Below are 25252 nucleotides of genomic sequence, written 5' to 3' on the forward strand. Positions count from 1 at the left end.
TCGTCGCTGTCGACCGGCATCGGTTCGCTGTCCACCGGCCTGAGCTCGACCAACAGCTCGCTGACGTCGCTGTCCACGTCGACCTCGACGGCGATCAACTCGCTGTCGACGGGCCTCAGCTCGACCAACAGCAATCTCACGTCGCTGTCCACGTCGACGTCGACCGGCATCGGCTCGCTGTCGACCGGCCTGAGCTCGACGAACAGCACGGTGGCATCGCTGTCGACCGGCGTGACCAACCTCGGCGATCAGGTGAACCAGTTGTCAACGACGATCAACAACAACACGACCCGCTCGGCAAACAACACCGCCGTCGCGGCCGACATGAACGGCACCGGCTCCGACCGGCCGACGGTCACCGCCGGCTCGAACTCGGTGGCGATCGGCGCGAACTCGACGGACGGCGGCCGCTCGAATGTCGTGAGCGTCGGCTCGCCCGGGAGCGAGCGCCAGATCACGAACGTCGCGCCGGGTACGCAAGGCACGGACGCGGTGAACGTGAACCAGCTGACGCAGGTGCAGACGACGCTGTCGACGGCACTGTCGGGCCAGCAGGCGCAGATCAACTCGCTGGGTTCGCAACTGCAGCAGACCGACCAGATGGCGAAGCAGGGTATCGCGGCCGTCGGCGCGATGGCGTCGATCCCGCAGCTCGATCGCGACGCCAACTTCGGGATGGGTGTCGGCACCGCGACGTTCCTGGGTCAGAAGGCGATGGCGGTCAACATGCAGGCGCGCATCACGGAGAACCTGAAGGCGTCGATCAACGGCGGCTTCAGCGGCGGTCAGAAGGTGATCGGCGCCGGCATGCTGTACCAGTGGAAGTAACGCGTCGCGCCGCCACGCCGCCGGCCCTCGGGCCGGACGGCACCGGGCGGCCCCGACGGCAGGACGAGCCCGCCGCGCAACGCGTGGCGGGCCTCGGTCAACCCAAGTATTGAGGACGTAATCGTGAACAAACTCGCTCTTGCGCTCGCGCTTGCCGCGACGGCCCTCGCCGCGTGCTCGACGGCATCCGGCCCGACCTACAGCGCATCCGAACTGCAGCCGCGCGACGGCGTACGCACGTTCCAGGTGGACTGCCACGGCCTGCTCTCGGGTCCTCAGACCTGCATGAAGGCCGCCCGCAAGATCTGCGGCGACCAGCCGGTGCGCACCGTCGATTCGGCCCGCGCGCTGCGCGACGGCTCGGATCCCGCGACGCTGGTGTTCCAGTGCGCAGCCGCGCCGGCAGCAGCGGCGCCGGCCGCCGAGCCGTCGCCCGCGCCTGCACCCGCGGCGGTGGAACACGTCAATCTCGCGGGCGACGCGCTGTTCGCGACGGGCCAGGCCACGCTCACGCCGGCCGCGCGCGCGTCGCTCGACAAGCTGCTGAGCGAACGCGAAGACCGCACGTACACGCAGGTGACGGTCACCGGCCATACGGATTCGGTCGGTAGCGACGCCGCCAATCTCGCGCTGTCGAAGCGCCGCGCGCAAACCGTCGCAAGCTATCTGAAGGCGCACGGGCTGAAGGCGCAGTCGATGTCGGTCACGGGGCGAGGCGCCGCCGATCCGGTCGCCTCCAACGCGACGGCCGAAGGCCGCGCGAGCAACCGCCGCGTCGAGATCTCGCTCCAACGCTAAGCAGCCGGCCGTCGCGGCTCCGGCGCCCGCCTCGGGCTCCGCGCGACGGCCCCGTCCGGCAGCGCGAAGCCGCGCCGTCGGCACTCTGCGTGCCTCCCTCCCCCTCCTGGTTCGCCGGGCCCCGGCTCCCGCGCCGGCGGCTATGTCAAAGTTCGTCAGGCCCCTCCACAAAACGGCGCCTTCCGTGCCACAATCGCCGCAGACAGCTGCCGGGGCGTTCTGCCCGCGTCGCGCGCCGTGCCAGACCGCCCGACTACACCCCGGAATCCGGCGGCCGCCTCGCGATCCGCGCCGCTCGCGCACATTCCAGTGCACGCCGGCGCGAACGCGACCACGACAATCCACGGCGCGCCGTTTCGCAGCCACGGCCGAACGCACGACGCCGCAGAGGAAACCAACCGGTGACGGACATCAATCAAGCCGCCGCGGGCGGCACCCGCAAGCAACGGCCGGCCGTCGGCATCTCGCTGTTTGCGCGGGACGGCCAGGCGATCTGGGAAAACGGCATCCACCAGAACATCGCGTTCCTCGCGATGATGCTCAAGCGCTCCGATCGCGTCGGCCCCGTTTATTTCCTGAACGGCGGCGACGCGAACGCGCTACCGGCCGGCCTCGAACTCGACGGTCTCGACGTGCCGCTCGTGAAGCCTGCCGACGTCACGCACGAACTCGACGTCGTGATCGAAATGGGCGCGCAACTGCCGCTCGAATGGCTCAGGCACATGAAGGCGCTCGGCACGAAGCTGGTCGCCTGCTACGTCGGCCATACTTACAGCGGCCTCGCCGAGACGCCGATCTTCAACAAGCCGTCGGGGCACATCTTCAACGGCACCCAGTTTGACGAAGTGTGGGTGCTCGAGAAGTCGCAAAAGATCGACGTGCCGCTGCTGCGCACGCTCACGCGCGCGCCGGTCCATACGATTCCGCATCTGTGGTCGCCGTACTTCCTCGATCGCCGTATCGCCGCGCTGGCGAGCGAAGGCCTGACGTTCGGCTATCGGCCCGGCCGTCGCCCGTGGAATCTCGCCACGCTCGAGCCGAACATCTCGGTCGTGAAGTCGTGCCACTACCCGATGCTCGCGTGCGACGAGTTCTACCGCGCGCAACCGGACGCGGTGCAACATCTGTTCGTGGTCAACTCGATGCACATGAAGGCACATCCGACCTTCGTGCACTTCGCGAACAGCCTCGACCTCGTGCGCCAGCACAAGGCGACGTTCGAGCCGCGCATCGACTTGCCGGGCTTCATGGCGCGCCATGCGGACGCGGTCGTGTCCCACCACTGGGAAAACGCGCAGAACTACCTGTACTACGACGTGCTGTACGGCGGCTATCCGCTGATCCACAATTCGACGCTGCTCGGCGACGCCGGCTACTACTACCCGGACTTCGATTCCGCCGCGGGTGGCCAGGCATTGCGCGATGCATGGCTGCATCACGACGAGCAGCTCGACGACTATCGCGCGAAAGCGGGCCGGCTGCTGCAGTCGGTCTCGATCGACAACCCCGCGAACCTGGACGCGTTCGTCGCGCGCCTGGTCGCCTGAACCGGAGCATACGCATGTCGGACTCCAATGCCCGTCAAGCGCCCGGCGAGGGCAAGCGTCTCGTCGTCGGCGTGTCGCTGTTCGTGCGCGGTGCCGGCCAGTCGCTGTGGGAAAACGGCATCTTCCAGAACTGCCTGCTGTTGATCCTGCTGCTGCGCCAGTCCCCGCTCGTCGCCGAAGCCGTGATGGTGAACGGCGGCGAACAAGTCGCCGATCCGCAAATGATGCTCGACGAGTGGAACGTGCCGCTGCTGTCGATGGACGAAGCGCTGCAACGCTGCGACGTGCTGATCGAAATGAGCGCGCAGTTCGGCGCCGACTACCTGCGCGCATTCCGCGATCGCGGCGGCAAGGTCGTCACGATGCGGGTCGGCAACGACTACGTGATCGACATCGAGCGGGCGATGTTCGACAAGCCGTCGGGCTTCCTGTTCTCGGGCGCGCCGTACGACGCGGTGTGGACGATCCCGGAATTCGAGCGCTCGTGCCTGCACTATTACCAGACGGGCCTGCGCGCGCCGGTGACGATCGTTCCGCACATCTGGCATCCGATGCTGTTCGACAAGGCGCGCGCGACGCTCGGCCCCGGTCTGTCGTTCGGTTACCAGCCGGGCAAGCCGCGCTGGCGCGTGACGATGTTCGAGCCGAACATCTGCATGGTGAAGACGAGCATCATCCCGATGCTGGTGACCGAGGAGGCCTATCGCGCGAAGCCGGAATTCCTCGAGTTCGTGCGCGTGTGCAACACGCTGCACCTGAAGGAGCATGCGACCTTCGTCCATTTCGCGAAGAGCCTCGACATCGTGAACCACGGGATCACGACGTTCGAAAGCCGCTATGCGGTGTACGAGTTCATGGCCGCCTACGGCGACGCGGTGGTATCGCACACGTGGGAAAACGCGCAGAACTACCTGTACTACGAACTGTTGTACGGCGACTATCCGCTGATCCACAACTCGCCGTTCCTCGGCAAGGCCGGGTATTTCTATCCGGACTTCGACTGCCAGGCCGGCGGCCGCGCGCTGCTGCAGGCGTTCGCCGAGCACGATGCGAACCTCGACGCGTACCGCGAGCAATCGAAGCACGTGCTCGACTCGGTCAGCATCTACAATCCCGGCAACGTCGCCGCATATTCCGACGCGATCGCGTCGCTCTATCGCGACGCATGACGCGCCGCCTTCCCCGGACTCCGACATGAACGCACATCTGCCCCTCTCCCGCACGAAATGGCTGATCGGCTGCGCCGTCGCGTCGATCGCGATGGGTGCGCACGCGCAATCCGACGGCGAATCGGCCGACGCGCTGCTGCGCGACGCCGATGCAGTCTTCAAGCAGCTCGACGCCGGCCAGTACGGTGCGGTGTGGAACGACGCCGCCGCGTTCGTGAAGGCGCGCATCAAGCAGGACCAGTTCGCACTGGACATGCAGCGCGCGCGCCAGTCGGTCGGCATGGTCGGCCATCGCGGCTGGGCGCAGATCACGCGGATCCGCTACACGAATTCATCGTCGATGCCCGACGGGCTCTATGCGAACATCGACTACGCAACGACGCTCACGACCGGCACGACCGTGTACGAAAAACTGAGTTTTCGCCTCGGCGACGACGGCCGCTGGCACCTGACCGGCTACGTACCGCGCCAGTCGCAGAACTACACGCCTTGAACCGCGCACCGTCCGCCCGGAGCCGCCGATGAAAATCAATGTCGCGATTACGATGAACGTTCAGCGCGACGCGACGCAGTCGATCTGGTACAACGGCGCGAACCAGCATTGCGTGTACCTGTACATGCTGCTCAAGCGTTCGCCGCTGATTGGCGAAGTGTGGCTCGCGCACGACGACGGCATCACCGACTACCCGCAGGCGCTGATGATGGACGCATTCGGCGACGCGTTGCGGCCGCTGTCGGCGATCGTCCATCAGACCGACCTGCTCATCGAGATGAACGCGTTCATCGACCCGTCACACACGAACGCGGTGCGCCAGCGCGGCGGCAAGTGCGTGTCGTACCGCTTCGGCAACGACTACGTGATCGCGGTCGAGACGATCAACTTCGAGAAGAACAACTGGCGGCCGAACCCGAACCGCGTGCAGTTCGACGAGATCTGGACCAACCCGCAGCACATGCATACGTGCGCGGCGTACTTCCAGGCCGTGTATCGTGCGCCGGTGATCGAGCTGCCGCACATCTGGTCGCCGTACTTCATCGAACGCAGCCTCGACGCCGATCCCGAACTGAAGGCGCGCTTCGGCTACCGCAATCACGGCCCGGCCAAGCGCATCGCGTTCTTCGAGCCGAACCTGAACGTCGTGAAGAGCTCGATCGTGCCGATGCTGGCCGCGAACGCGTTCTACGTCGAGCATCCCGAGCTCGTCGAGCACGTGTACATGACCAACACGTTCGACAAGAAGGAAAACGTCGCCTTCAAGCATCTCGCGCTCGGGCTCGAGATGGTGCGCGACGGCAAGGCGACGGCCGACGTGCGCGCGCCGTTCGTCGCGTGGGCCGCGCATCACACCGACATCGTCGTGTCGCACCACTGGGAAAACGGCCTGAACTACCTGCTGTACGACGCGCTGTACGGCAACTACCCGCTCGTGCACAACTCGCCGTTCCTGCACGACGTCGGCTATTACTATCCGGACTTCGAGATCTTCGATGCGGCGCGCGCGATCGCGACGGCCGCGCAGACGCACGACGCGCGGCTCGACGACTACGCGGCAGCCGCCCGCCGCTGCCTGCAGCAGGTCGACACGCTCGCCGATCACAACGTCCGCGCGTATTCCGAGCAGATCCAGCACTTGTTCGCCGGTCGCTCGCTCGGCTGAGCGTCTTCCCACGCGCCCCCGCTCGTGAATCAGACCGTTCGCGGTTTCGTCGTGGCTGGTTCGATCCACGACCGCTGAGCCCGAAAGCCGATGCGCGCGCGAAGCCGGCTCGCGTAGCGCGCCGTATCCGGGTATCCGTATCGTGCACGCCGCACATGCGGGCCGATGGGACGATGCGGTCGATCGCGCACCGGCGCTCGTACTCGGCGGATTCGGAAACGACTGAGGCGGCGCGACGCGCCGCACGCCGACGTTCCGCGAACGTCAGGCGCGATGCGCGAGCGGGCGCCACGGCGGCGCCTGCTCGCCGCCGTGCGTGGCGAACAGGCGGCCATGCCGGCGGCCGATCCGCGCGAGCCCGGCGAAACAGCGCAGCGCGGCACGGCTGACCTGGCCGGCGTGCCGCGCGAGGCTCCCGGATACGCCACGCGCAATGGCCGACTCCTCGCCGCACGCGCCTGCAAACACGCCGGCGTAATAGTGCCGCGCCGCGAGTTCGCGGCCGTTGGCGTCGAGCGGCTTCATCCGGTGAATGCGGCGAGCGACGGCCTTCAGGCCATCGAGATACGGTGTGACGTCGAGCGGTGCATCGATCGATTCCGCGCCGAGCTGCGACACAATGTCGGCCAGTTCGGCGATCGCGACGAGTTCGCGCGTATCGGCCGCCTGCATGCTTGTTCCGTGCCCGGCCTTCTCCGTCGCCACCATACCCACGCCCCTTTTTTCGATTCTTCGTTGCCCGATGCTTTCGCGCCGCGCACGCACCGCGGCCTCATGCGGCGGCCGGTGACCGCCACGTAAAGCGGATGCCCTGCGCCCATGCGACGCCGGAATCCAGGATGATCTGCCGGTCGATCTCGTTCTCCACGCCTTCGACGACGACGTGCCGCGCGCTTTCGTGCGCGAACGCGATCAGCCGGCGAAACTGGTAGCGCCCGATCGCGTTGCGCTTGATCAGCGACAGGACCGACCTGTCGAGCTTCACGATATCGGGGTTGCCGACCACCAGGTTGTTCAGCGCGCTGTAGCCGACGCCGAAGTCGTCGATCGCGACGCGGCACCCGGCCTGGCGAAACCGGTTCACGAACGACCGGCCCGCGACGGGATTCAACGGCCCCGTCTCGGTAATCTCGACGACCAGCCGCGCGGCAACCGACGGTTCGGACTCGAGCCGCCTGAATATGGCCAGCCACGCGTCGTCCACGACCGCGCTCATCGCCGCGACGTTGCAGCCGTACACGGCCTTCGGATCGGCGCGCAGCGCGTCGATTGTCCGGCCCACCACGAGCCGGTCGAACCAGCGCATCAGCCCGAGCGATTCGAGGCGCGGGAGGAACGCGAGCGGCGGCAACGCGTCGCGCGATCCCCAGCGCAGCCGCGCGAGACATTCGTGATACAGCACGCCACCCGACAGATCGGCGCGGCAGACGGGCTCGCGCGCGAATCCGAGCCGGCTTTCGACGAAACTGCGTACCGACGCGAGGTCGGGGTGATCGTCATGCGCGCCGAACACGAGATCGATCTCGTCCCGATTCGCTACGCTATTCGCCTCCAGGCGAGGTTCGACCGCATTCATCCGGCGCTCCGGCAAATGTCGGACCGCCGATGACGGCCCGCGCTCACGATACACATGGCGCGAGCCGACCACGACACGCGCCACCGCCTACCCGGCCCATCCTCTTGTTTCGATCTTTTCCGGGAGCGTACTTTTTATTTCGGCGCGCCGTCAAACCCGATATTGTCAACGATATTCAAATACGAGAAATACACCACGCATGCATGTCGACGACAGTGCGGAAGATTACACAAAATCGCCGACGCCGCACTAATCGGCGCCGCTTATTTTCCCAACGCGAGCGTCACTCGACGAATCAATTTACCGCACAACTCGTTTCTCAATTCGAATGTTCGGTGTTTCGTATGACAAATATCCGTCAGCGCTGGTCACGTCCGAATTCGAGGCCCGGATTGTCGCGCGCGCCCGCACGCTTCACCGCCAATGACTCGACACCGGGCATTCGGTCTTCACGGAGTTCAATTCCGTCGTTTCAAACGATATTGATAACGGCCGAATATTAATCAGATGAGTCAAAAAAGATAATACCCGCGCGAATTATAAGAGAACGACCGATTGAAAGATGTTTAACAATCTTTCCGACTTGTTAACCTCTAAAATAATTTCCGACGGACTTCCCTCGGAGCCGTCAAATTCGTGCCTTCAAAAACCGTCGAGTCTCCCCGGTTCGACGGTTTCTTTTTTAACGGCATCATTTCTTCAGACATTAAGCGAACGCAATCCGGACGACGGCTTGCGGCTCGCGCAACGTCATGCCGCAGGCGCGCCGATCAGATTCGCGAGCAGCGCATCGTATTCGGCGACGAGCGACGCGTTCGCCGACGTATAACGGCGGAGGATTTCGCGCTGGCGCCGCGTGTAGCCTTCCCAGTCGTCGTCATGCGTGTGCAGCGCGTGAAGCAGCGCATCCGCGCCCTTCTGCACGTCATTGTCCGGGTAGTAGTAGCCGAGGTCGGGCGCGAGGCTCGCGTTGTGCACGAGCGGATAGCCCTGCCAGCACACGTCGAAATAGAAATAGTTGAGCGGGTTCGACCATTGATGCGACACCACGATGTCGGTCAGGTCGGCGAGAAACAGCGGCGTGTCGAAACGGCCGACGAAGCTCGCCTTGCCGGCGCGCACGATGTCCAGGTAGTTCATCAGCATCACGAACTCGGGGCTGTCGTGCGCGAGACGGTCGGCGTTCGTCACGTGCGTGAAGCAGATCGCATCGGGGTCGCGGCGATACGCCTCGTCGATGATCAACATCGGGTACACGCAGAACTTCACGACGTTGTGGTTCGGCTCCATCACCGTGAGCCGCTTGCCCGGCTCGCTGCGCGGGCGGTACTCGCCATGCTCGGGCAGCGATGCCGCACGCTCGCTCAGGAACATCGGATCCCACACGAACGGCACGACGCGCCCCGGGCAGCGGCGCAGCGACTGCAGGAACGGCAGCGACGACGGCGCGATCTGCGGAATCGCCCACACCTCGTCGTAGCCGCGGTTGATGAACAGCGAATCCCACAACCGGCGGCCGAACAGCATCGATTCCATCGCGTTGATGTACTCGACGCCGCAGCAGTAGCTGACGATCTTCGCGCCGCGTGCCTTCAGGTAGGCCGTCTGCGCGGCGTCGATCTGGCCGCCGAGTTCGATCACCACGTCGAGCGCATCCTTCATGTCCGCGAACGCGCGCGTGTCGTACACGGCGCGATCCCACGGCAGCGCATCGGTCAGCGGCACGTCGGTCGTGTTGACCAGCGTCACGCGGTAGCCGTGCGGCGATGCCATCAGCAGCTTCGCGAGAAACAGCGCGTTCTGCTTGATGCCGTTGATCCAAAGGCTTTCGTCGGGGGTGCGCAGTCCGATCGTGATACCGATGCGCAGGCCGTTCAGGACAGGAGACGTCATCGTCGGCGGATTGGGAGATTGAATGGACGCAGTGTAGCGCGCGGCACGCGGCCGCGCGAGCAATCCGCCAGTCTAGCGGAGCGCCGGCCGCCGGACTGTCATGCATGGTCATACACGGTGCCAACGGCCCCGGTTGGCGGCGGGCTGGGCCACGGGGCGCCATGCGCGCCGCCGGCGCCAGATACGACAAGGCCGGCGTCGCACCGCGAGGCGCCACGCCGGCCCATGCGCGATGCGCGCCCGGTCAGCCTTCCGCCATCATCAGCAACTGAGCGCCATCCGCGACCTGGTCGCCGACGCCGTACAGCACTTCCGCGACGACGCCCGGGGCCGGCGCGCCGATCGTGTGCTCCATCTTCATCGCTTCCATCACGATCAGCGGCGTGCCGGCCTCGACCTTCTGGCCCGGCTCGACCAGCACCGCGATCACCTTGCCCGGCATCGGCGCGGTCAGGCGGCCGCCGCCATGCTCGGCATCGCCCGCGTGCGCGAGCACGTTGCGCCATTCGAAGGTCTCGGCAACGCCTTGCGTGAATACGTGGAACGTGTCGCCGTCCGCATACACGCGGCCGCTGCTGCGCACGCCGTCGAGCGTCACGTCGAAGTCGAGCGGCGTCGCGCCGCGTGACCATGCGAACGGCTGCGCGGGCCCGTCGCCGGTGGCGATGCGCGCGGTGCTGCCGTCGTTCTCGTAGGTGACCGTCACGTCCGCTTCGCGTTCGGGCGCATGCCATTCGAGCGTGCGGCGATAGCTGCCGTTGAGCCGCCAGTCCGGCAGCGCGCGCCACGGCGACGCGCGTTCCGTCGCGGCCGCGTCGCGTTCGCCCGCGAGCAGCGCCGCGCAGGCCAGCGCGAGCGTCGCGCGCGGCGTCTGTTGCGGCGCGAACAGCGCATCGTGATTACGCTCGATCAGGCCGGTGTCGAGATCGGCGATCGCGAACGGCGCGCAGGCGACAATCCGCTGCAGGAACGCGGCGTTCGTGTGCAGGCCGACCACCTCGCACGCGCGCAGCGCACGCAGCATCCGTCCGAGCGCCTCCGCGCGGTCGGCGCCGTGCACGATCAGCTTCGCGATCATCGGATCGTAGAACGGCGTGATCGCATCGCCTTCGCGCACGCCACTGTCGACGCGCACCGGCGCGCCGATCGCGAACTCGACGCCTTCCGGCAGCCGCAGGTGCTTCAGCGTGCCGGTGGACGGCAGGAAGCCGCGCGCCGGATTCTCCGCATACAGGCGCGCCTCGATCGCGTGCCCCTGCACGCGCAGTTCTTCCTGCTTCAGCGGCAGCGGCTCGCCCGCGGCGACGCGCAGTTGCCATTCGACGAGATCGAGCCCGGTGACCATCTCGGTGACCGGATGCTCGACCTGCAGGCGCGTGTTCATTTCCATGAAGTAGAACGCCTCGCCCGTCATGATGAACTCGACGGTGCCCGCGCCGACGTAGTTCACGGCGCGCGCGGCCGCGACGGCCGCTTCGCCCATCGCCTGGCGCACGTCTTCGTGCAACCCCGGCGCCGGCGCTTCCTCGAGCACCTTCTGGTGACGGCGCTGCACCGAGCAGTCGCGGTCGAACAGGTAGACGGTGTTGCCGTGCGTGTCGCCGAACACCTGCACTTCGACGTGGCGCGGGCGCGTCAGGTATTTCTCGATCAGCACGCGATCGTTGCCGAAGCTGCTGGCGGCCTCGCGCTGGCACGATGCGAGCGCGGCCGGGAAGTCCTCGGAGCGCTCGACCACGCGCATGCCCTTGCCGCCGCCGCCCGCGCTCGCCTTCAGCAGCACCGGGTAACCGATCGCGTCGGCTTCGCGATGCAGGCGGGCCGGGTCCTGGTCGTCGCCGTGATAGCCCGGCACGAGCGGCACCGCGGCTGCGTGCATCAACGCCTTCGCGGCGGCCTTCGAGCCCATCGCCGCGATCGCGTCGACCGGCGGCCCGATGAACGCGATGCCGGCCGCTTCGCACGCATGCGCGAAATCTTCGTTCTCCGACAGAAAGCCGTAGCCCGGGTGGATGGCCTGCGCGCCGGTCGCGCGCGCGGCCTCGATGATGCGCTCGATGCGCAGATAGCTGTCGGCCGCCGCCGAGCCGCCGATGTGCACGGCCTCGTCGCATGCGGCGACGTGCTTCGCGTTCGCGTCCGCGTCGGAATAGACGGCGACGCTGGCGATCCCGAGACGTTTGCACGTCGCGGCGACGCGGCAGGCGATTTCGCCGCGATTGGCGATCAGAATCTTGTCGAACATGGCTTCGGTGTCGTCCGGAAAGTTAGGGGCACGCCGTCATTCGCGCCACGCAGGCGTGCGTTTCTCGAGGAAGGACGCGATCCCTTCGCGCGCTTCCGCGCCGGCGCGGGTCCGCGCGATCCAGTCGGCGGTCTGCTCGATCAGCGTCGCGTCGAGCGGCCGGCCAGCCACGTCGGCGACGAGCCGCTTGCATGCGCGCACCGCGTCGGGGCCGTTCGCGACGAGCGTCGCGGCCAGCTTCGCGACCGTTTCGTCGAGCGCGTCGGCCGGCACGGCATCGTGAATGAAGCCGAGCGATGCGGCGCGCGCGCTGTCGAACACTTCCGCCGTCGTGAAGTAACGGCGTGCCGCGCGCTCGCCCATCGCGCGCACGACGTACGGCGCGATCGTTGCCGGAATCAGCCCGAGCCGTGCTTCCGACAGGCAGAACTTCGCGCCGTCGGCTGCAATCGCGATGTCGGCCGCCGCGACGAGGCCCACGCCGCCCGCATACGCATCGCCGTGCACGCGCGCGATCACCGGCTTGCCGCAGCGATGGATCGCCTCGAGCATCCGTGCGAGCTTGCGTGCGTCGGCGCGGTTCTCGTCGTCCGAGTAACCGGCCATCTTCTTCATCCAGTTCAGGTCCGCGCCCGCACAGAACGCGGCACCTTCCGCCGCGAGCACGACCGCGCGCACGCCGGCGTGCGCATCGAGCCACTCGAACGCGGTGGTCAGCTCGGCGATCGTCGTCTCGTTGAACGCGTTGCGCACGTCGGGCCGCGCAAGCGTGACGGTCGCGACGCGGCCGGCCTCGCTTACCTTGATCGTTTCGTATCGCATCGGTCAGTCCTCCCGGCCGTTACATGCGGAACACGCCGAAGCGCGTATCGTCGATCGGTGCGTTCATTGACGCGGCGAGGCCGAGGCCCAGCACGTCGCGCGTCTGCGCGGGATCGATCACGCCGTCGTCCCACAGCCGCGCGCTCGCGTAATACGGATGCCCCTGGCGCTCGTACTGGTCGCGGATCGGCTGCTTGAACGCATCCTCTTCCTCGGCCGACCACGTGCCGCCCTTCGCCTCGATGCCGTCGCGGCGCACGGTCGCGAGCACCGAGGCAGCCTGCTCGCCGCCCATCACCGAGATCCGCGCGTTCGGCCACATCCACAGGAAACGCGGGCCGAATGCGCGGCCGCACATCCCGTAGTTGCCCGCGCCGAACGAGCCGCCGATGATCACCGTGAACTTCGGCACTTTCGCGTTCGACACGGCCGTCACCATCTTCGCGCCATGGCGCGCGATGCCCTCGTTCTCGTACTTGCGGCCGACCATGAAGCCCGTAATGTTCTGCAGGAACACGAGCGGAATCTTGCGCTGGCAGCACAGCTCGATGAAATGCGCGCCCTTCACGGCCGACTCGGAGAACAGGATGCCGTTGTTCGCGACGATCCCGACCGGATGGCCCCAGATGTGCGCGAAGCCCGTGACGAGCGTCGTGCCGAAGCGTGCCTTGAATTCGTCGAACTCCGAATCGTCGACGATGCGCGCGATCACCTCGCGCACGTCGAACGGCTTGCGCGTGTCGACCGGAATCACGCCGTACAGGCTCTTCGCGTCATAGCGCGGCGGCTTCGGCTCGCGCAGCGCGAGCGGCGGTGCGATCTTCGGCGCGAGATGCCCGACGATGCCGCGCGCGATCGACAGCGCATGCGCGTCGTTCTGCGCGAGATGGTCGGCCACGCCCGACAGGCGCGTATGCACGTCGCCGCCGCCGAGATCCTCCGCGCTTACTTCCTCACCGGTCGCGGCCTTCACGAGCGGCGGGCCGCCGAGGAAAATCGTGCCCTGGTTCTTCACGATGATCGACTCGTCGCTCATCGCCGGCACATACGCGCCGCCCGCCGTGCACGAACCCATCACGACCGCGATCTGCGCGATTCCCGCGGCGGACATCGTCGCCTGGTTGAAGAAGATGCGGCCGAAGTGGTCGCGATCGGGGAACACGTCGTCCTGGTTCGGCAGGTTCGCGCCACCCGAATCGACGAGGTACACGCACGGCAGCCGGTTTTCCGCGGCGATTTCCTGTGCACGCACGTGCTTCTTGACGGTCATCGGGTAGTAGGTGCCGCCCTTCACCGTCGCGTCGTTGCACACGATCATGCACTCGCGGCCCGCGATCCGGCCGATTCCGGTGATGACGCCCGCACCCGGTGCGTCGTCGTTGTACATGCCGTTCGCCGCGAGCTGCGACAGCTCGAGGAACGGCGCACCCGGATCGAGCAGTTGCGCGATCCGGTCGCGCGGCAGCAGCTTGCCGCGCGACAGGTGCTTGTCGCGCGCGGCCTGGCCGCCGCCTTGCGCAAGCTGTTCGATCTTCGCGCGCAGGTCGGCGACGACCGCCTCCAGCGCGGCGGCGTTCGCGCGGAAGTCTTCCGAACGCGGGTTCAGTCTGGATTCGATGATCGGCATCGACGGGGCTCCGTTCGCGTGACGTGGGGCGTTACATCGTTTCCGCGAACAGCTCGCGGCCGATCAGCATGCGGCGGATCTCGCTCGTGCCGGCGCCGATCTCGTACAGCTTCGCATCGCGCCACAGACGGCCGACCGGATACTCGTTGATGTAGCCGTTGCCGCCGAGGATCTGGATCGCCTCGCCGGCCATCCACGTAGCCTTCTCGGCCGTGTAGAGGATCACGCCCGCGCAGTCCTTGCGCACCTGGCGGATGTGGTCGCTGCCCGCCGAGTCGAGGTGGCGGCCGACCGCGTACAGGTACGCGCGGCATGCCTGGAACGTGGTGTACATGTCGGCGACCTTGCCCTGGATCAGCTGGAACTCGCCGATCGACTGGCCGAACTGCTTGCGGTCGTGGATATACGGCACGACCGCGTCGAGACACGCGGCCATGATGCCCGTCGGGCCGCCCGACAGCACCGCGCGCTCGTAGTCGAGACCGCTCATCAGCACCTTCACGCCGCCGTTGAGCTGGCCGAGGATGTTCTCCTCCGGCACCTCGACGTCCTGGAACACGAGCTCGCCCGTGTGCGACCCGCGCATGCCGAGCTTGTCCAACTTCTGCGCGACCGAGAAGCCCTTCATCCCCTTCTCGACGATGAATGCGGTGATGCCGCGCGGGCCGGCGTCAATGTCCGTCTTCGCGTAGACGACGAGCGTGTCGCAGTCCGGGCCGTTGGTGATCCACATCTTCGTGCCGTTGAGCACGTAGCGGTCGCCGCGCTTGTCCGCGCGCAGCTTCATGCTGACGACGTCGGAGCCGGCATTCGGCTCGCTCATCGCGAGCGCGCCGATGTGTTCGCCCGACACGAGCTTCGGCAGGTATTTCCGCTTCTGCGCGTCGGTGCCGTTGCGATGGATCTGGTTCACGCACAGGTTCGAGTGCGCGCCGTACGACAGGCCGATCGACGCGGACGCGCGCGAGATCTCCTCCATCGCGACCATGTGCGCGGTGTAGCCCATGTTCGCGCCGCCGTATTCCTCGGACACGGTCATGCCGAGCACGCCGAGATCGCCGAACTTCTTCCACAGGTCCATCGGAAACTGGTCGGTGCGGTCGACCTCCGCCGCGCGCGGCGTGATTTCCTTGGCCGCGAACGTCGCGACGGCGTCGCGCAGCATCTCGATGTCTTCACCGAGCATGAATTGCACACCGGGCAGATTGATCATGTCTCCTCCGTCTCCAGAAAGTAGGTCGCACGCGCCGATTTCTGAGTTTCGCTCAAATCGGATCAATGCGTCGATTCATTAAGCCAATACAGCGGAAATTTTGCACAGTTTCGCGCCTCGTCCGGCTTGCCGTCAATAGTTTTTTGAGTGACACTCAGATATCATTGCACGATGACAGCCGCTACCGCCGACACCATGACCGCCATCGCCAAAGCCGACCGCCCCGAGCCGTCGCGCGCACCCGCCGGGCGCAAGTCCCAGCAGCGCGTGCAGGACATCCTGCGCGCCGGTCGTGAAGTGTTCGCCGAAAAGGGTTACGAGCATGCGACGGCCGCCGAGATCGCGCAGCGCGTCGGCGTGTCGGAGGCGACGGTGTTCAGCTACTTCCGCGGCAAGCGCGAGCTGTGCGCGCGCGTGATCGCCGACTGGTATGACGAAATCATCGCCGCGTTCGAACTGGGGATGCCGCAGGAAGCATCGGTGCAGCAGCAGTTCGCGTTCATCGTGCGAACGCACCTGCGGCTGATGCTGGTGAACGGCACGGGGCTCTGCGCGCTGGTGCTCTCGGAGGGGCGCGCGAAACAGCATGCGCTGAGCGACGAGCTCACCGCGCTGCAGCGCCGCTACACGGCGCCGCTGATGGACGTGCTCGCACGCGGCCAGGCGGCCGGGCAGGTGCGCGGCGACATGCCGCTGAGCCTGCTGCGCTCGATGGTGTTCGGGCCGATCGAGCACGTGCTGTGGGATGCGATCCTCGGGCACCGCAAGCTCGATACGGAAACGACGGCCACGCAGCTCATCGACATGCTGTGGGCCGCCGTGCAGCCGCCCGCGCCGGAGCAAGCGGCGCTGGTGCGCTTCAGGAACGAAGTCGCGGAAGCGGTGCGGCGGCTGGACGGAGAAGCGTCACGCCCGTGACGCCGCCGGGCCGCATCGCGCACCGTCGCGTTGCCGCTTCAGCGCCCCGTCGCCGGGTATCGAATCGCTACGATTCCTCGCCGACCCGCAGCGGCGCACGGCTTTGCTCGTTGTTCAGGTGAACGAACTTGCGTAACAGGCGCATCAGTTCGCGCGAATCATCTTCCCCCATGCCGTCGAACAAACCGTCGCGCAGCTCCGTCACCGACGGCATCAGGCGCGCGAGCAGCTCGACGCCCGTCGGCGTCAGCAACAGGCGCCGCTGACGCCGCGGCAACACTTCGCGGACGATCAATCCCTTCGCTTCGAGCCGGACCGCGAGGTCGGCGGTCGTCGACGTGTCGAGCGCCACCCGTTGCGCGAGCGTCACCTGATCGAGCCCCGGACATTCGTAGAGCATCCGCAGGACCGCATACTGCACCGGCGTCACGTCCCGGCCCAGCTTCTCGTAGAACATCGCAACCGCGATCTGGTGCGCGCGCCGGATCAGGTGCCCCGGTTCGTCGTACAGGTCGAGCGGGAAAGCCGGTGCGTCGGCGGGATTCGTTTTTTCCATGAATGAGTCGATGACATAGGCGGCGCACGCCGTTGCGTTGCGCCGTTTCCCGGGAAAACCAGTATACCGCCCGCCTTGCCCTGGCCAATCTCGGTGAGTACACTGAATCTCATTCAGTACACGGAATGAAGAACCGCCGCGCGCCGGTGGCGCCGCCCTGAAGGAGACGAAGAACGTGTTTCTCAAGAACGCTTGGTATGTCGCGTGCACGCCCGATGAAATCGACGGCAAGCCGCTGGGCCGCAAGATCTGCAACGAGTCGATGGTGTTCTACCGCGCGGCGGACGGGCGGGTCGCGGCGCTCGAGGACTTCTGCCCGCACCGCGGCGCACCGCTGTCGCTGGGATTCGTGCGCGACGGCGTGCTCGTGTGCGGCTATCACGGGCTGGAAATGGGCTGCAACGGCAAGACGGCCGGCATGCCGGGCCAGCGCGTCGGCGGGTTTCCGGCGATCCGCAGCTTCCCCGTCGTCGAACGGTTCGGATTCATCTGGGTCTGGCCCGGCGATGCGTCGGCCGCCGATCCCGACAAGCTGCCCGCGCTGCGGTGGGCCGAGGATCCCGCCTGGGCATACGGCGGCGGCCTGTATCACATCCGCTGCGACTACCGGCTGATGATCGACAACCTGATGGATCTCACGCACGAGACTTACGTGCATGCAACGAGCATCGGTCAGAAGGAAATCGACGAAGCGCCGCCGAAGACCGTCGCCACCGGCGACGAAGTCGTCACGAGCCGCTTCATGGAGAACGTGATGCCGCCGCCGTTCTGGCGGATGGCGCTGCGCGGCAACGGGCTCGCCGACGACGTGCCGGTCGACCGCTGGCAGATCTGCCGCTTCACGCCGCCGAGCCACGTGATGATCGAAGTGGGCGTCGCGCATGCCGGCCACGGCGGCTACGACGCGCCGGCCGACGTGAAGGCGTCGTCGGTCGTGGTCGACTTCATCACGCCGGAGACGGACACGTCGATCTGGTACTTCTGGGGGATGGCGCGCAACTTCCGGCCCGACGATCACGCGTTGACCGCCGAGATCCGGGAAGGCCAGGGCAAGATCTTCGCCGAGGATCTCGACATGCTCGAGCGCCAGCAGCTCAACCTCGAGCAGTGGCCCGAGCGCAAGCTGCTCAAGCTCAACATCGATGCGGGCGGCGTGCTGTCGCGCAAGGTGATCGAGCGGCTGCTCGCCGACGAAAACGCGACGAGCCCGCAGCGGCCCGTCATTCCGGTCGCGCAGATCAAGGAGGCGTCATGAGCGCCGCGACGCTGACGGTCCGGGTGGCCCGCAAGTGGCAGGAAGCGCGCGACATCTGCGGCTTCGAATTCGTCAGCGACGACGGCGCGCCCTTGCCGCGCTTCGACGCCGGTGCGCATATCGACGTGTATTTGCCGGGCGGCCTCGTGCGCCAGTACTCGTTGTGCAACCATCCTGACCACGGCGATCGCTATCAGATCGCGGTGCTGCGCGACGCCGAAGGCCGCGGTGGGTCGCGCGCGATTCACGACGAGGTCCGGCAAGGCGACACCGTGCGGATCGGCATGCCGCGCAATCAATTTCCGCTCGCGCCCGACGCGCCGCACCACCTGTTGCTCGCGGGCGGGATCGGTATCACGCCGATTCTCTGCATGGCGGAACGGCTGCACTCGTCCGGCACGCCCTTCGACATGCATTACTGCGCGCGCTCGGCCGATCGCATGGCGTTCGTCGAGCGGATCAACGCAGCCGGATTCCACGACCGCGCGCGCTTGCACGTCGACGACGGCGCACCCGCGCAACGCCTCGACCTGCCGGCCGTGCTCGCGTCGGTGCCTGACGGCACCCACCTGTACGTCTGCGGCCCGCGCGGCTTCATGGACGCGGTGCTGAACGCCGCGCGCGAACGCAATTGGGCCGACGAGCGGCTGCATTACGAGTTCTTCGGCGGCGAGGTTGCATCGTCCGGCTCGGATCGCGCATTCCAGGTCCGCATCGCGAGCAGCGGGCAGGTGATCGACGTGCCGGCCGAATGCACGGTCGCCGCCGCGTTGGCGGCCAATGGCATCGACGTGCTCACGTCGTGCGAGCAAGGCGTATGCGGCACCTGCATGACGCGCGTGCTCGAAGGCGAGCCCGAGCACCGCGATTCTTACCTGACCGAAGCGGAACGAGCGGCCGGCGACCAGTTCATGCCGTGCTGCTCGCGATCGCGAAGCGATCTGCTGGTACTCGACCTGTAGGCGGATCGCTCGACATCGCGCATCGCTCGCGTCAATCGGCGAGCCGGCAATGCGCGAGCTTCAACCCCGGCAGCACCGGCGCGTCGATATAACCTTCGTTCACGCAACTGAAGCGGAAATTCGCGGACGCCGTGAACGGCTTGATCTCGCCGCCGGGGAATTTCGGCTTCAACGCAGGCTGGTCCGCCATGTCGAAATGCGTATCGAACTGTTCGCCATCGGTCGTCAACGCACCGAAGTACGTGCCACCCGGGTCGCTGCCCATCCGGATCACCGCGCCGACGAACGCGAGGCGCTTGCCGTCGTATTTCGTCTTCGCGGCGGCCATGTTCTGCGTATAGGCTTCGATCACCGTCCCGTAGTGCGCGTCGATCGCGGGCTCGTCGGCCGATGCGGCGCACGCGTCCTGGCAAACGCCCGCGAGCATCGCGCAGGCAGCAAGCGCGGCCGTCATGAGCGGCGCGGAAATCTTCTTCAAGGGTGGTCTCCCGTCAAACGTCGTGGTTGATGTCGTTGACCAACGCGCGGTGCCGGCTGCCCGGCGCCCCGCCGGACGATCGTGCCGCCGTTGCTTTATTCGTTCGAATCGTGGGACACGGCTGCGATCACGTCACTGCCCGCATGGTCGACGGCGGTGTGCGACGTCGCGCTGCACGCGACGCGACAGGAAAATGGCATGGTGCGGCCCCCGGCTCTCGATGAATTTCACTGCGTCTGATTTTGGGCGCTACGGTAGCAGACGGCCGGCGCCCCGGCAATCGCGTTGCCCGGTCCGGATCGGCCGCATTTCAATTGCAAACGATTCTCATTACATATATCATGCGCATCCTGCTGCGGTGAGTCAGCAAGCGAAGCGCTGCGGCCCACGCCCTCATCCTTAGCACTCCATCATTCATCGATTCATGCCATCCCGTCGATCGCCCCGCCGTGCACGGACGTTGCGTCCGTGGCGCGCGAGCCTGCCTGCCCTGATCACCCTTTGCGTCGCAAGCGGCGCGCATGCGGAGGCCGAACCCGCGTCGGCGGCATCCGCATCCGCGGCCACGCCCACGCCCGTGTCGCGCGAGCCCGAACGCGAGCTGCCGACGATCAGCGTCAGCGCATCGGCGGCCACCGATCCGACCGTCGGCTACCAGCCGCGCACCAGCAGCGTCGCGGGCGGCGACGATCGCCCGCTCAAGGAAATTCCGCAATCCGTCGCCGTGGTCAGCAGCAGCGTGATGCAGGACCAGCAGGCGCGCTCGCTCGACGACGTGCTCGGCAACATCAGCGGCGTGACGCAGACCAATACGCTCGGCGGCACGCGCGACGCGTTCATCAAGCGCGGCTTCGGCTCGAACAACGACGGCTCCGTGCTCGTCGACGGCGTGCGCACGCCGGTGCTGCACAGCTACCTCGCGACGATCGACCGCGTCGAAGTGCTGAAGGGCCCGGCTTCACTGCTGTACGGGATGCAGGACCCGGGCGGCGTGATCAATCTCGTCACGCGCAAGCCCGAAGACACGTTCGGCGGCTCGATCTCGGCGTCGCGCACGAGCCATGGCGGCAGCGATGCACAGTTCGACCTGACCGGCCCGCTCGGCAAGCCGGGGCAGGTTGCGGGCGGCACGCTCGCGTTCCGGCTCACCGGCGAATACGACACGAGCCGCTACTGGCGCAGCTTCGGCCGCGAACGCAACGCGCTGATCGCGCCCGCGCTGTCGTGGCATGACGCGAACACGTCGATCGACATCAGCTACCAGTACGTCGACTACACGACGCCGTTCGATCGCGGCACCGTGCTCGTGAACGGCCGTCCCGACGATGCGCTGCGCTACCGACGCTACGAGGAGGCATGGGCGCAAAGCGGCGGGATCCAGGAAACGCTGCGCGCGCGCATCGAGCACCGCTTCTCCGACGCGTGGCGCGTGCGCGCCACCTACGGCTGGGGCCGCGACCGCTACGATCAGTACATTACCCGCGCGACCGCCTTCAACAGCGCGACCGGCGCGCTGTCGCGCACGTCCGACGCGAATCTCGGGCGCAACGACTCCGACCAGATCGCGACGCTCGGCCTGCTCGGCAACCTGACGCTCGCGGGAATGAACCACGCGCTCTACATCGGCGGCGAATACGAGCGCCAACGCAGCTTCCGCGGCGACACGATCCGCGGCGCCGCGACGAAGGGCTTCAATCTCTACGATCCGGTCTACGGCCTGCTCGCGCCCGGCGGCATCGCGAGCGCGAAGCAGAGCGATTCGCTGTCGAAGGTCCACACGTATTCGATGATCGTGCAGGACTCCGTGAAGATCACCGACCGGCTCACCGCCGTCGGCGGGCTGCGCTGGGAGGACTGGCAGCAGGAATCGGGGATGGGACGGCCGTTCGTGTTCGCCGACCGCTCGCACGGCAACGTGTGGCTGCCGCAGTTCGGGCTCGCGTATGCGCTTACGCCGTCGTTGACCGCATACGCGAACGTGAGCCGCTCGTTCAAGCCGAACGTCGCGTCGAACGTGGCCGCACCGCTCGCGCCGGAATTCGGCCGCGTGCTGGAAGCCGGCCTGAAGTTCAGCCTGAAGCCCGGCATCACCGGCACGCTCGCGGCCTACCAGATCGACAAGCGCAACGTCGCGGTCACGGTCGGCGACATCACGTCGACGATCGGCACCGCGCGCTCGCGCGGGATCGAACTCGACGTCGCGGGGCAGCTCACGCGCCACCTGAGCCTGATCGGCAGCTACGCGTACACGAACGCGAACGATCGCGACAGCAACACGCCGCTCGTCAACGTCGCGCGCCATACCGGCAGCCTGTTCGCGGTGTACGACACCGCGATCGCGAACCTGCCCGGACGCTGGCGCTTCGGCGGCGGCGCGCGGCTCGTCGGCGCGCGGCCCGGCGACACCGCCAACAGCTTCACGCTGCCCGGCTATGTGACCGTCGACGCATTCGCGGCGTATGAAACGACGATCGGCAAGTTCCCGACGCGCATCCAGCTCAACGTGAAGAACCTGCTCGACAAGACCTACTATCCGTCGAGCAACAGCAATCTGATCGTCGCGGTCGGCGAGCCGCGGCTCGTCACGCTGACGACGACGGTGTCGTTCTGACGCATCTTCGCACCGGGCGGCCGGGGCCGCGCGACACGCGCGACGCGCCCCGGCCGTCGACACGATCGGTTTCAACCGCCCGCGAAATCGAGCAGGATCTTGCAGCTTTTCTCGGGATTGCGCTCGGCCATGTCGAACGCCTGCGCCACGTCGCGAAAGCCCACCTTGTGCGTGACGATGTGCTCCGGCTGGATCAGCCCGCGGGCAATCCAGTCGATCACCTGCGGGAACATCGCGCAGTTCAGCCTCGATGCCGCGAGCGTCAGCTCCTTCTTCGTCAGTTCCGCCTGCACGAGCGCCGATGGCTCCGACGAGAACCCGAGCACGCCGATCCGGCCTGCCGGCGCGGCGATCCGCACGGCCTCCTCGAGAATCGACGGATGGCAGACCGCATCGAAGATCAGCGTCGGGCCGCCGTCGACACCGCGCCTTTCCAGCGCATCGGGCAGCGACTCGACGCTCGTATTGATGACCTCGTCCTCCGCCGCGCCGCACTTGCGTGCGAGCTGCAGCCGCGCGTCGAGCCGGTCGGTGATGAATGCGCGAATCCCGTACACGCGCTTGAGCACCTGCAGGATCGTCAGGCCGACGGTGCCGGCGCCGTAGATCAGCGCGACATCGCCCGGCAGCACACCGGTGCGCGACGTCGCGTTCGCGGCTACCGCGAACGGCTCGACGATCGCCGCGCAGGTATCGGCGATCGCGTCGGGAATCCGGTACGCATTGCCGGCCGGCACGCACGTGAACTCGCTGAAGCCGCCGTCGCGGTGCACGCCGAGCACGGTCAGGTGCCGGCACACGTTGCGCCGGCCGATCGTGCACGCGTGGCAATGCCCGCAGCTGATCACCGGATCGACCGCGACGGTCTCGCCGAGCCGCGCGGCGTCGACGCCCGCGCCGACCGACTCGATCGTGCCGACGAACTCGTGGCCGATGACGCGCGGGTACGACACGAACGGATTCTTGCCGTGAAAGATGTGCAGGTCCGACCCGCAGATGCCCGCATAGCGCACCTTCACGCGCACTTCGCCGGCGGCGGGCATGGGCAGCGGCACCTCGCGCACGGCCATGCTGTTCGGACGATCGACTACGACGCTCAACATTTCGGTTCTCTCCTTCTGCTCTTCGACGCTCACCAGTTCCACATCGAACCGTCGCGCAGCCGGGCGACCGGCAGATACGCGCGCTCGTACGGATATTTCGCGGCCAGCGTCTCGTCGATGTCGACGCCGAGGCCCGGCACGTCGTCCATCACGAGATAGCCGTCCTCGAAGCGGTAGTTGTGCGGAAACACTTCATCGGTCAGCGCGCTGTGCGGCATCAGCTCCTGGATGCCGAAGTTCGGCGCCCACAGCCCGAAGTTCACGGCCGCCGCCATGCAGACCGGCGACAGATCGGTCGCGCCGTGGAAACCGGTGCGCACCTGGTACATCGCCGCGTAGTCGGCGATACGCCGAACATGCGTGATGCCGCCCGCGTGCACGATGGTCGCGCGGATGTAGTCGATCAGCTGGTCGCGGATCAGGTCCTTGCAATCCCAGATCGAGTTGAAGACCTCGCCGACCGCGAGCGGCGTCGTCGTGTGCTGGCGAATCAGGCGGAACGCGTCCTGGTTCTCGGCCGGCGTCGCATCCTCCAGCCAGAACAGACGGTGCGGCTCGAGATCGCGGCCGAGCCGCGCGGCTTCGATCGGCGTCAGGCGGTGATGCGCGTCGTGCAGCAGGTGCGGCGCATCGCCGACCGCGTCGCGCACCTTGCGGAACAGCTCGGGCGTGTGGCGCAGGTAGAGCGCGGTGTCCCACGGCTCCTCGGGCGGCAGACCCTTTTCGGCGGGCTCGTACGCGCCGGCCGTCTTGCCGACGCCGTATACCTTGTCGAGTCCGGGCACGCCCGACTGCACGCGAATCGCGCGATAGCCGGCCTCGATATGCGCGCGTACCGCGTCGACCGCCTCTTCGTGATCGCGCCCGTTCGCATGGCCGTACACCATCAGGCCGTCGCGGCTCTTGCCGCCGAGCAACTGATAGACGGGCATGCCCGCGAGCTTGCCGAGGATGTCCCACAGCGCCATGTCGATCGCGGCGATCGCCGTCATCGTCACCGGCCCGCGCCGCCAGTACGCGCCGCGATACAGGTATTGCCAGATGTCCTCGATGTTGCGCGGATCGCGGCCGACGAGGCACGGGAACACGTGATCTTCCAGGTACGCGCGCACCGCGAGCTCGCGCCCGTTGAGCGTCGCGTCGCCGAGGCCGTGGACGCCCTCGTCGGTCACGATCTTCACCGTCACGAAATTCCGGCCCGGACACGTGACGATGGTCTGCAAGCGTTCGATTTTCACTGCGCTCCTCCTGCGGGCGTTTCAGTCGACGAAGTAATGGGGCGCGCGGCTGCGCACATCGGGCAGGTGCGTGCCGATCCGGTCGACGTGCGCGGCGACCGATGCACCGAGCAGCGCCATGTTGCGCGACGCGATGTGCGCAAGGATCTGTTCATGCTCCTGCAGCGCGCGGCGCGCGTGATCCTCGACGCGGTCGAGCAGCAGCCAGCGCACGCGGTCGAACTGGCGCTTCATCGGCTGCAGCATTTCCCATACGTGCGGCCGGCCCGCGAATGCGAACATCCGGCCGTGCATCGCCTCGTCGAGTTCGAAGAACGCCTCGACATCGCCGCCCGCTACCGCCTCGCGCTGCGCATCGATGATCCGCGACAGCTCCGCGAGCTGCGCCGGCGTGATCTTCTGCGCAAGCTCGACATGGTTCGCGCATTCGAGCGTGCTGCGCGCGAAGCGCCCTTCCTCGAGGATCGACACGGGAATCGGCGCGACCAGCGTGCCGACCTTCCGGATGATCTGCACGAGCCGTTCGTCGGCAAGCTGTGCGAACGCTTCGCGCACCGGCGTGCGGCTGACCTTGATCGTCGTGGAGATCACCGCCTCCGACAGCGCGGTGCGCGGCGGCAACGCGCCGCGCACGATCGCGTGGCGCAGCAGCGCATGTACCTGTTCCGTATACGACCGGCTCTCGTCCAGCGAGAACCCCTGCAACGCCGTGACGACGACGTCCGCTTCTTCCAGTGCTGCCGTTTCGCTCATGG

22 protein-coding genes are annotated in these 25252 nt (G+C 66.9%); 10 read left to right on the plus strand and 12 right to left on the minus strand.

The window, feature by feature from the left end; translation table 11 throughout:
* From HW466_RS27885 to HW466_RS27910, 6 genes are all read left to right on the plus strand, one after another.
* Positions 1-828, plus strand: an 828-nt coding sequence (locus HW466_RS27885) for a YadA family autotransporter adhesin (RefSeq protein WP_176316120.1), incomplete at its 5' end; no start/stop codon positions are given.
* 123 nt (positions 829-951) lie between these two features.
* The gene (locus HW466_RS27890; protein ID WP_059501788.1) at positions 952-1626 is read left to right on the plus strand and encodes an OmpA family protein; all 675 of its coding nucleotides are present in this window, start codon (positions 952-954) and stop codon (positions 1624-1626) included.
* A gap of 401 nt (positions 1627-2027) precedes the next feature.
* Positions 2028-3173 carry a DUF2827 domain-containing protein gene (locus HW466_RS27895; RefSeq protein ID WP_060117887.1) on the plus strand — a complete coding sequence of 382 codons (1146 nt, stop codon included), beginning with the start codon at positions 2028-2030 and terminating at the stop codon, positions 3171-3173.
* A 14-nt stretch (positions 3174-3187) separates the two neighbouring features.
* Positions 3188-4342, plus strand: a complete 1155-nt coding sequence (locus HW466_RS27900) for a DUF2827 domain-containing protein (protein ID WP_151006218.1) — start codon at positions 3188-3190, stop codon at positions 4340-4342.
* Positions 4343-4367: 25 nt separating this feature from the next.
* On the plus strand, positions 4368-4835 hold the full coding sequence (locus tag HW466_RS27905; RefSeq protein ID WP_060346815.1) for a DUF4019 domain-containing protein: 468 nt from the start codon (positions 4368-4370) through the stop codon (positions 4833-4835).
* Between the two features lie 28 nt (positions 4836-4863).
* On the plus strand, positions 4864-6000 hold the full coding sequence (locus tag HW466_RS27910) for a DUF2827 family protein (protein ID WP_151006219.1): 1137 nt from the start codon (positions 4864-4866) through the stop codon (positions 5998-6000).
* Between the two features lie 264 nt (positions 6001-6264).
* Here the strand turns inward: HW466_RS27910 and HW466_RS27915 are convergent, their stop codons facing one another.
* From HW466_RS27915 to HW466_RS27945, 7 genes are all read right to left on the minus strand, one after another.
* Positions 6265-6708: a hypothetical protein gene (locus HW466_RS27915; protein ID WP_174905882.1), complete on the minus strand. Its 444-nt coding sequence runs from the start codon at positions 6706-6708 to the stop codon at positions 6265-6267.
* A gap of 64 nt (positions 6709-6772) precedes the next feature.
* Entirely contained in the window at positions 6773-7576 is an 804-nt protein-coding gene (locus tag HW466_RS27920; RefSeq protein WP_059447141.1) for an EAL domain-containing protein, read from the minus strand.
* A gap of 750 nt (positions 7577-8326) precedes the next feature.
* Positions 8327-9469 carry a DUF2827 domain-containing protein gene (locus HW466_RS27925; protein ID WP_059501778.1) on the minus strand — a complete coding sequence of 381 codons (1143 nt, stop codon included), beginning with the start codon at positions 9467-9469 and terminating at the stop codon, positions 8327-8329.
* A 244-nt stretch (positions 9470-9713) separates the two neighbouring features.
* Positions 9714-11714, minus strand: coding sequence for an acetyl/propionyl/methylcrotonyl-CoA carboxylase subunit alpha (locus HW466_RS27930; RefSeq protein ID WP_059501776.1), 2001 nt, complete (start codon positions 11712-11714; stop codon positions 9714-9716).
* Positions 11715-11750: 36 nt separating this feature from the next.
* Complete coding sequence (locus HW466_RS27935) at positions 11751-12536, minus strand: enoyl-CoA hydratase/isomerase family protein (RefSeq protein ID WP_060023527.1); 786 nt, start codon at positions 12534-12536, stop codon at positions 11751-11753.
* A 19-nt stretch (positions 12537-12555) separates the two neighbouring features.
* Positions 12556-14163 carry a carboxyl transferase domain-containing protein gene (locus tag HW466_RS27940; RefSeq protein WP_059501773.1) on the minus strand — a complete coding sequence of 536 codons (1608 nt, stop codon included), beginning with the start codon at positions 14161-14163 and terminating at the stop codon, positions 12556-12558.
* 31 nt (positions 14164-14194) lie between these two features.
* Positions 14195-15376, minus strand: a complete 1182-nt coding sequence (locus tag HW466_RS27945; protein WP_059447136.1) for an isovaleryl-CoA dehydrogenase — start codon at positions 15374-15376, stop codon at positions 14195-14197.
* A gap of 171 nt (positions 15377-15547) precedes the next feature.
* On the opposite strand from HW466_RS27945, the gene HW466_RS27950 reads away from it, so the two are divergent.
* Positions 15548-16294 carry a TetR/AcrR family transcriptional regulator gene (locus HW466_RS27950; protein WP_151004447.1) on the plus strand — a complete coding sequence of 249 codons (747 nt, stop codon included), beginning with the start codon at positions 15548-15550 and terminating at the stop codon, positions 16292-16294.
* A gap of 67 nt (positions 16295-16361) precedes the next feature.
* Here HW466_RS27950 and HW466_RS27955 read toward each other — a convergent pair whose 3' ends face one another.
* Positions 16362-16850 (minus strand): MarR family winged helix-turn-helix transcriptional regulator, encoded by a 489-nt coding sequence (locus HW466_RS27955; RefSeq protein WP_059447134.1) that lies wholly within the window; start codon positions 16848-16850, stop codon positions 16362-16364.
* Positions 16851-17025: 175 nt separating this feature from the next.
* Between HW466_RS27955 and HW466_RS27960 the strand changes: the two genes are divergently transcribed.
* Positions 17026-18105, plus strand: coding sequence for an aromatic ring-hydroxylating oxygenase subunit alpha (locus tag HW466_RS27960; protein WP_151004449.1), 1080 nt, complete (start codon positions 17026-17028; stop codon positions 18103-18105).
* The gene (locus tag HW466_RS27965) at positions 18102-19067 is read left to right on the plus strand and encodes a PDR/VanB family oxidoreductase (protein WP_151004451.1); all 966 of its coding nucleotides are present in this window, start codon (positions 18102-18104) and stop codon (positions 19065-19067) included. Before HW466_RS27960 ends, HW466_RS27965 begins: the two co-directional genes overlap by 4 nt.
* 31 nt (positions 19068-19098) lie before the next feature.
* Here the strand turns inward: HW466_RS27965 and HW466_RS27970 are convergent, their stop codons facing one another.
* Entirely contained in the window at positions 19099-19545 is a 447-nt protein-coding gene (locus HW466_RS27970; RefSeq protein ID WP_059848608.1) for a hypothetical protein, read from the minus strand.
* A 424-nt stretch (positions 19546-19969) separates the two neighbouring features.
* On the opposite strand from HW466_RS27970, the gene HW466_RS27975 reads away from it, so the two are divergent.
* Complete coding sequence (locus tag HW466_RS27975) at positions 19970-22156, plus strand: TonB-dependent siderophore receptor (protein ID WP_151004453.1); 2187 nt, start codon at positions 19970-19972, stop codon at positions 22154-22156.
* 71 nt (positions 22157-22227) lie between these two features.
* On the opposite strand, the gene HW466_RS27980 is transcribed toward HW466_RS27975, so the two are convergent.
* The 3 genes from HW466_RS27980 to HW466_RS27990 are packed head-to-tail and all read right to left on the minus strand — an operon-like array spanning position 22228 to position 25250.
* Positions 22228-23259, minus strand: coding sequence for a Zn-dependent oxidoreductase (locus tag HW466_RS27980; protein ID WP_151004455.1), 1032 nt, complete (start codon positions 23257-23259; stop codon positions 22228-22230).
* Between the two features lie 29 nt (positions 23260-23288).
* Positions 23289-24497, minus strand: a complete 1209-nt coding sequence (manD, locus tag HW466_RS27985; protein ID WP_059790940.1) for a D-mannonate dehydratase ManD — start codon at positions 24495-24497, stop codon at positions 23289-23291.
* A gap of 21 nt (positions 24498-24518) precedes the next feature.
* On the minus strand, positions 24519-25250 hold the full coding sequence (locus tag HW466_RS27990) for a GntR family transcriptional regulator (RefSeq protein ID WP_059464524.1): 732 nt from the start codon (positions 25248-25250) through the stop codon (positions 24519-24521).
* Positions 25251-25252 lie beyond the last annotated feature (2 nt).

Source organism: Burkholderia territorii (genome assembly GCF_902833055.1).
Taxonomy (GTDB): domain Bacteria; phylum Pseudomonadota; class Gammaproteobacteria; order Burkholderiales; family Burkholderiaceae; genus Burkholderia; species Burkholderia territorii.

What these genes read in the sequence shown, in the direction of transcription:
- HW466_RS27900 (WP_151006218.1), top strand. Translation starts at nt 3,188, where the DNA reads ATGTCGGACTCCAATGCCCGTCAAGCGCCCGGCGAGGGCAAGCGTCTC.
- HW466_RS27905 (WP_060346815.1), top strand. Translation starts at nt 4,368, where the DNA reads ATGAACGCACATCTGCCCCTCTCCCGCACGAAATGGCTGATCGGCTGC.
- HW466_RS27910 (WP_151006219.1), top strand. Translation starts at nt 4,864, where the DNA reads ATGAAAATCAATGTCGCGATTACGATGAACGTTCAGCGCGACGCGACG.
- HW466_RS27915 (WP_174905882.1), bottom strand. Translation starts at nt 6,708, where the DNA reads ATGGTGGCGACGGAGAAGGCCGGGCACGGAACAAGCATGCAGGCGGCC.
- HW466_RS27920 (WP_059447141.1), bottom strand. Translation starts at nt 7,576, where the DNA reads ATGAATGCGGTCGAACCTCGCCTGGAGGCGAATAGCGTAGCGAATCGG.
- HW466_RS27925 (WP_059501778.1), bottom strand. Translation starts at nt 9,469, where the DNA reads ATGACGTCTCCTGTCCTGAACGGCCTGCGCATCGGTATCACGATCGGA.
- HW466_RS27930 (WP_059501776.1), bottom strand. Translation starts at nt 11,714, where the DNA reads ATGTTCGACAAGATTCTGATCGCCAATCGCGGCGAAATCGCCTGCCGC.
- HW466_RS27935 (WP_060023527.1), bottom strand. Translation starts at nt 12,536, where the DNA reads ATGCGATACGAAACGATCAAGGTAAGCGAGGCCGGCCGCGTCGCGACC.
- HW466_RS27940 (WP_059501773.1), bottom strand. Translation starts at nt 14,163, where the DNA reads ATGCCGATCATCGAATCCAGACTGAACCCGCGTTCGGAAGACTTCCGC.
- HW466_RS27945 (WP_059447136.1), bottom strand. Translation starts at nt 15,376, where the DNA reads ATGATCAATCTGCCCGGTGTGCAATTCATGCTCGGTGAAGACATCGAG.
- HW466_RS27950 (WP_151004447.1), top strand. Translation starts at nt 15,548, where the DNA reads ATGACAGCCGCTACCGCCGACACCATGACCGCCATCGCCAAAGCCGAC.
- HW466_RS27955 (WP_059447134.1), bottom strand. Translation starts at nt 16,850, where the DNA reads ATGGAAAAAACGAATCCCGCCGACGCACCGGCTTTCCCGCTCGACCTG.
- HW466_RS27965 (WP_151004451.1), top strand. Translation starts at nt 18,102, where the DNA reads ATGAGCGCCGCGACGCTGACGGTCCGGGTGGCCCGCAAGTGGCAGGAA.
- HW466_RS27975 (WP_151004453.1), top strand. Translation starts at nt 19,970, where the DNA reads ATGCCATCCCGTCGATCGCCCCGCCGTGCACGGACGTTGCGTCCGTGG.
- HW466_RS27980 (WP_151004455.1), bottom strand. Translation starts at nt 23,259, where the DNA reads ATGTTGAGCGTCGTAGTCGATCGTCCGAACAGCATGGCCGTGCGCGAG.
- HW466_RS27990 (WP_059464524.1), bottom strand. Translation starts at nt 25,250, where the DNA reads ATGAGCGAAACGGCAGCACTGGAAGAAGCGGACGTCGTCGTCACGGCG.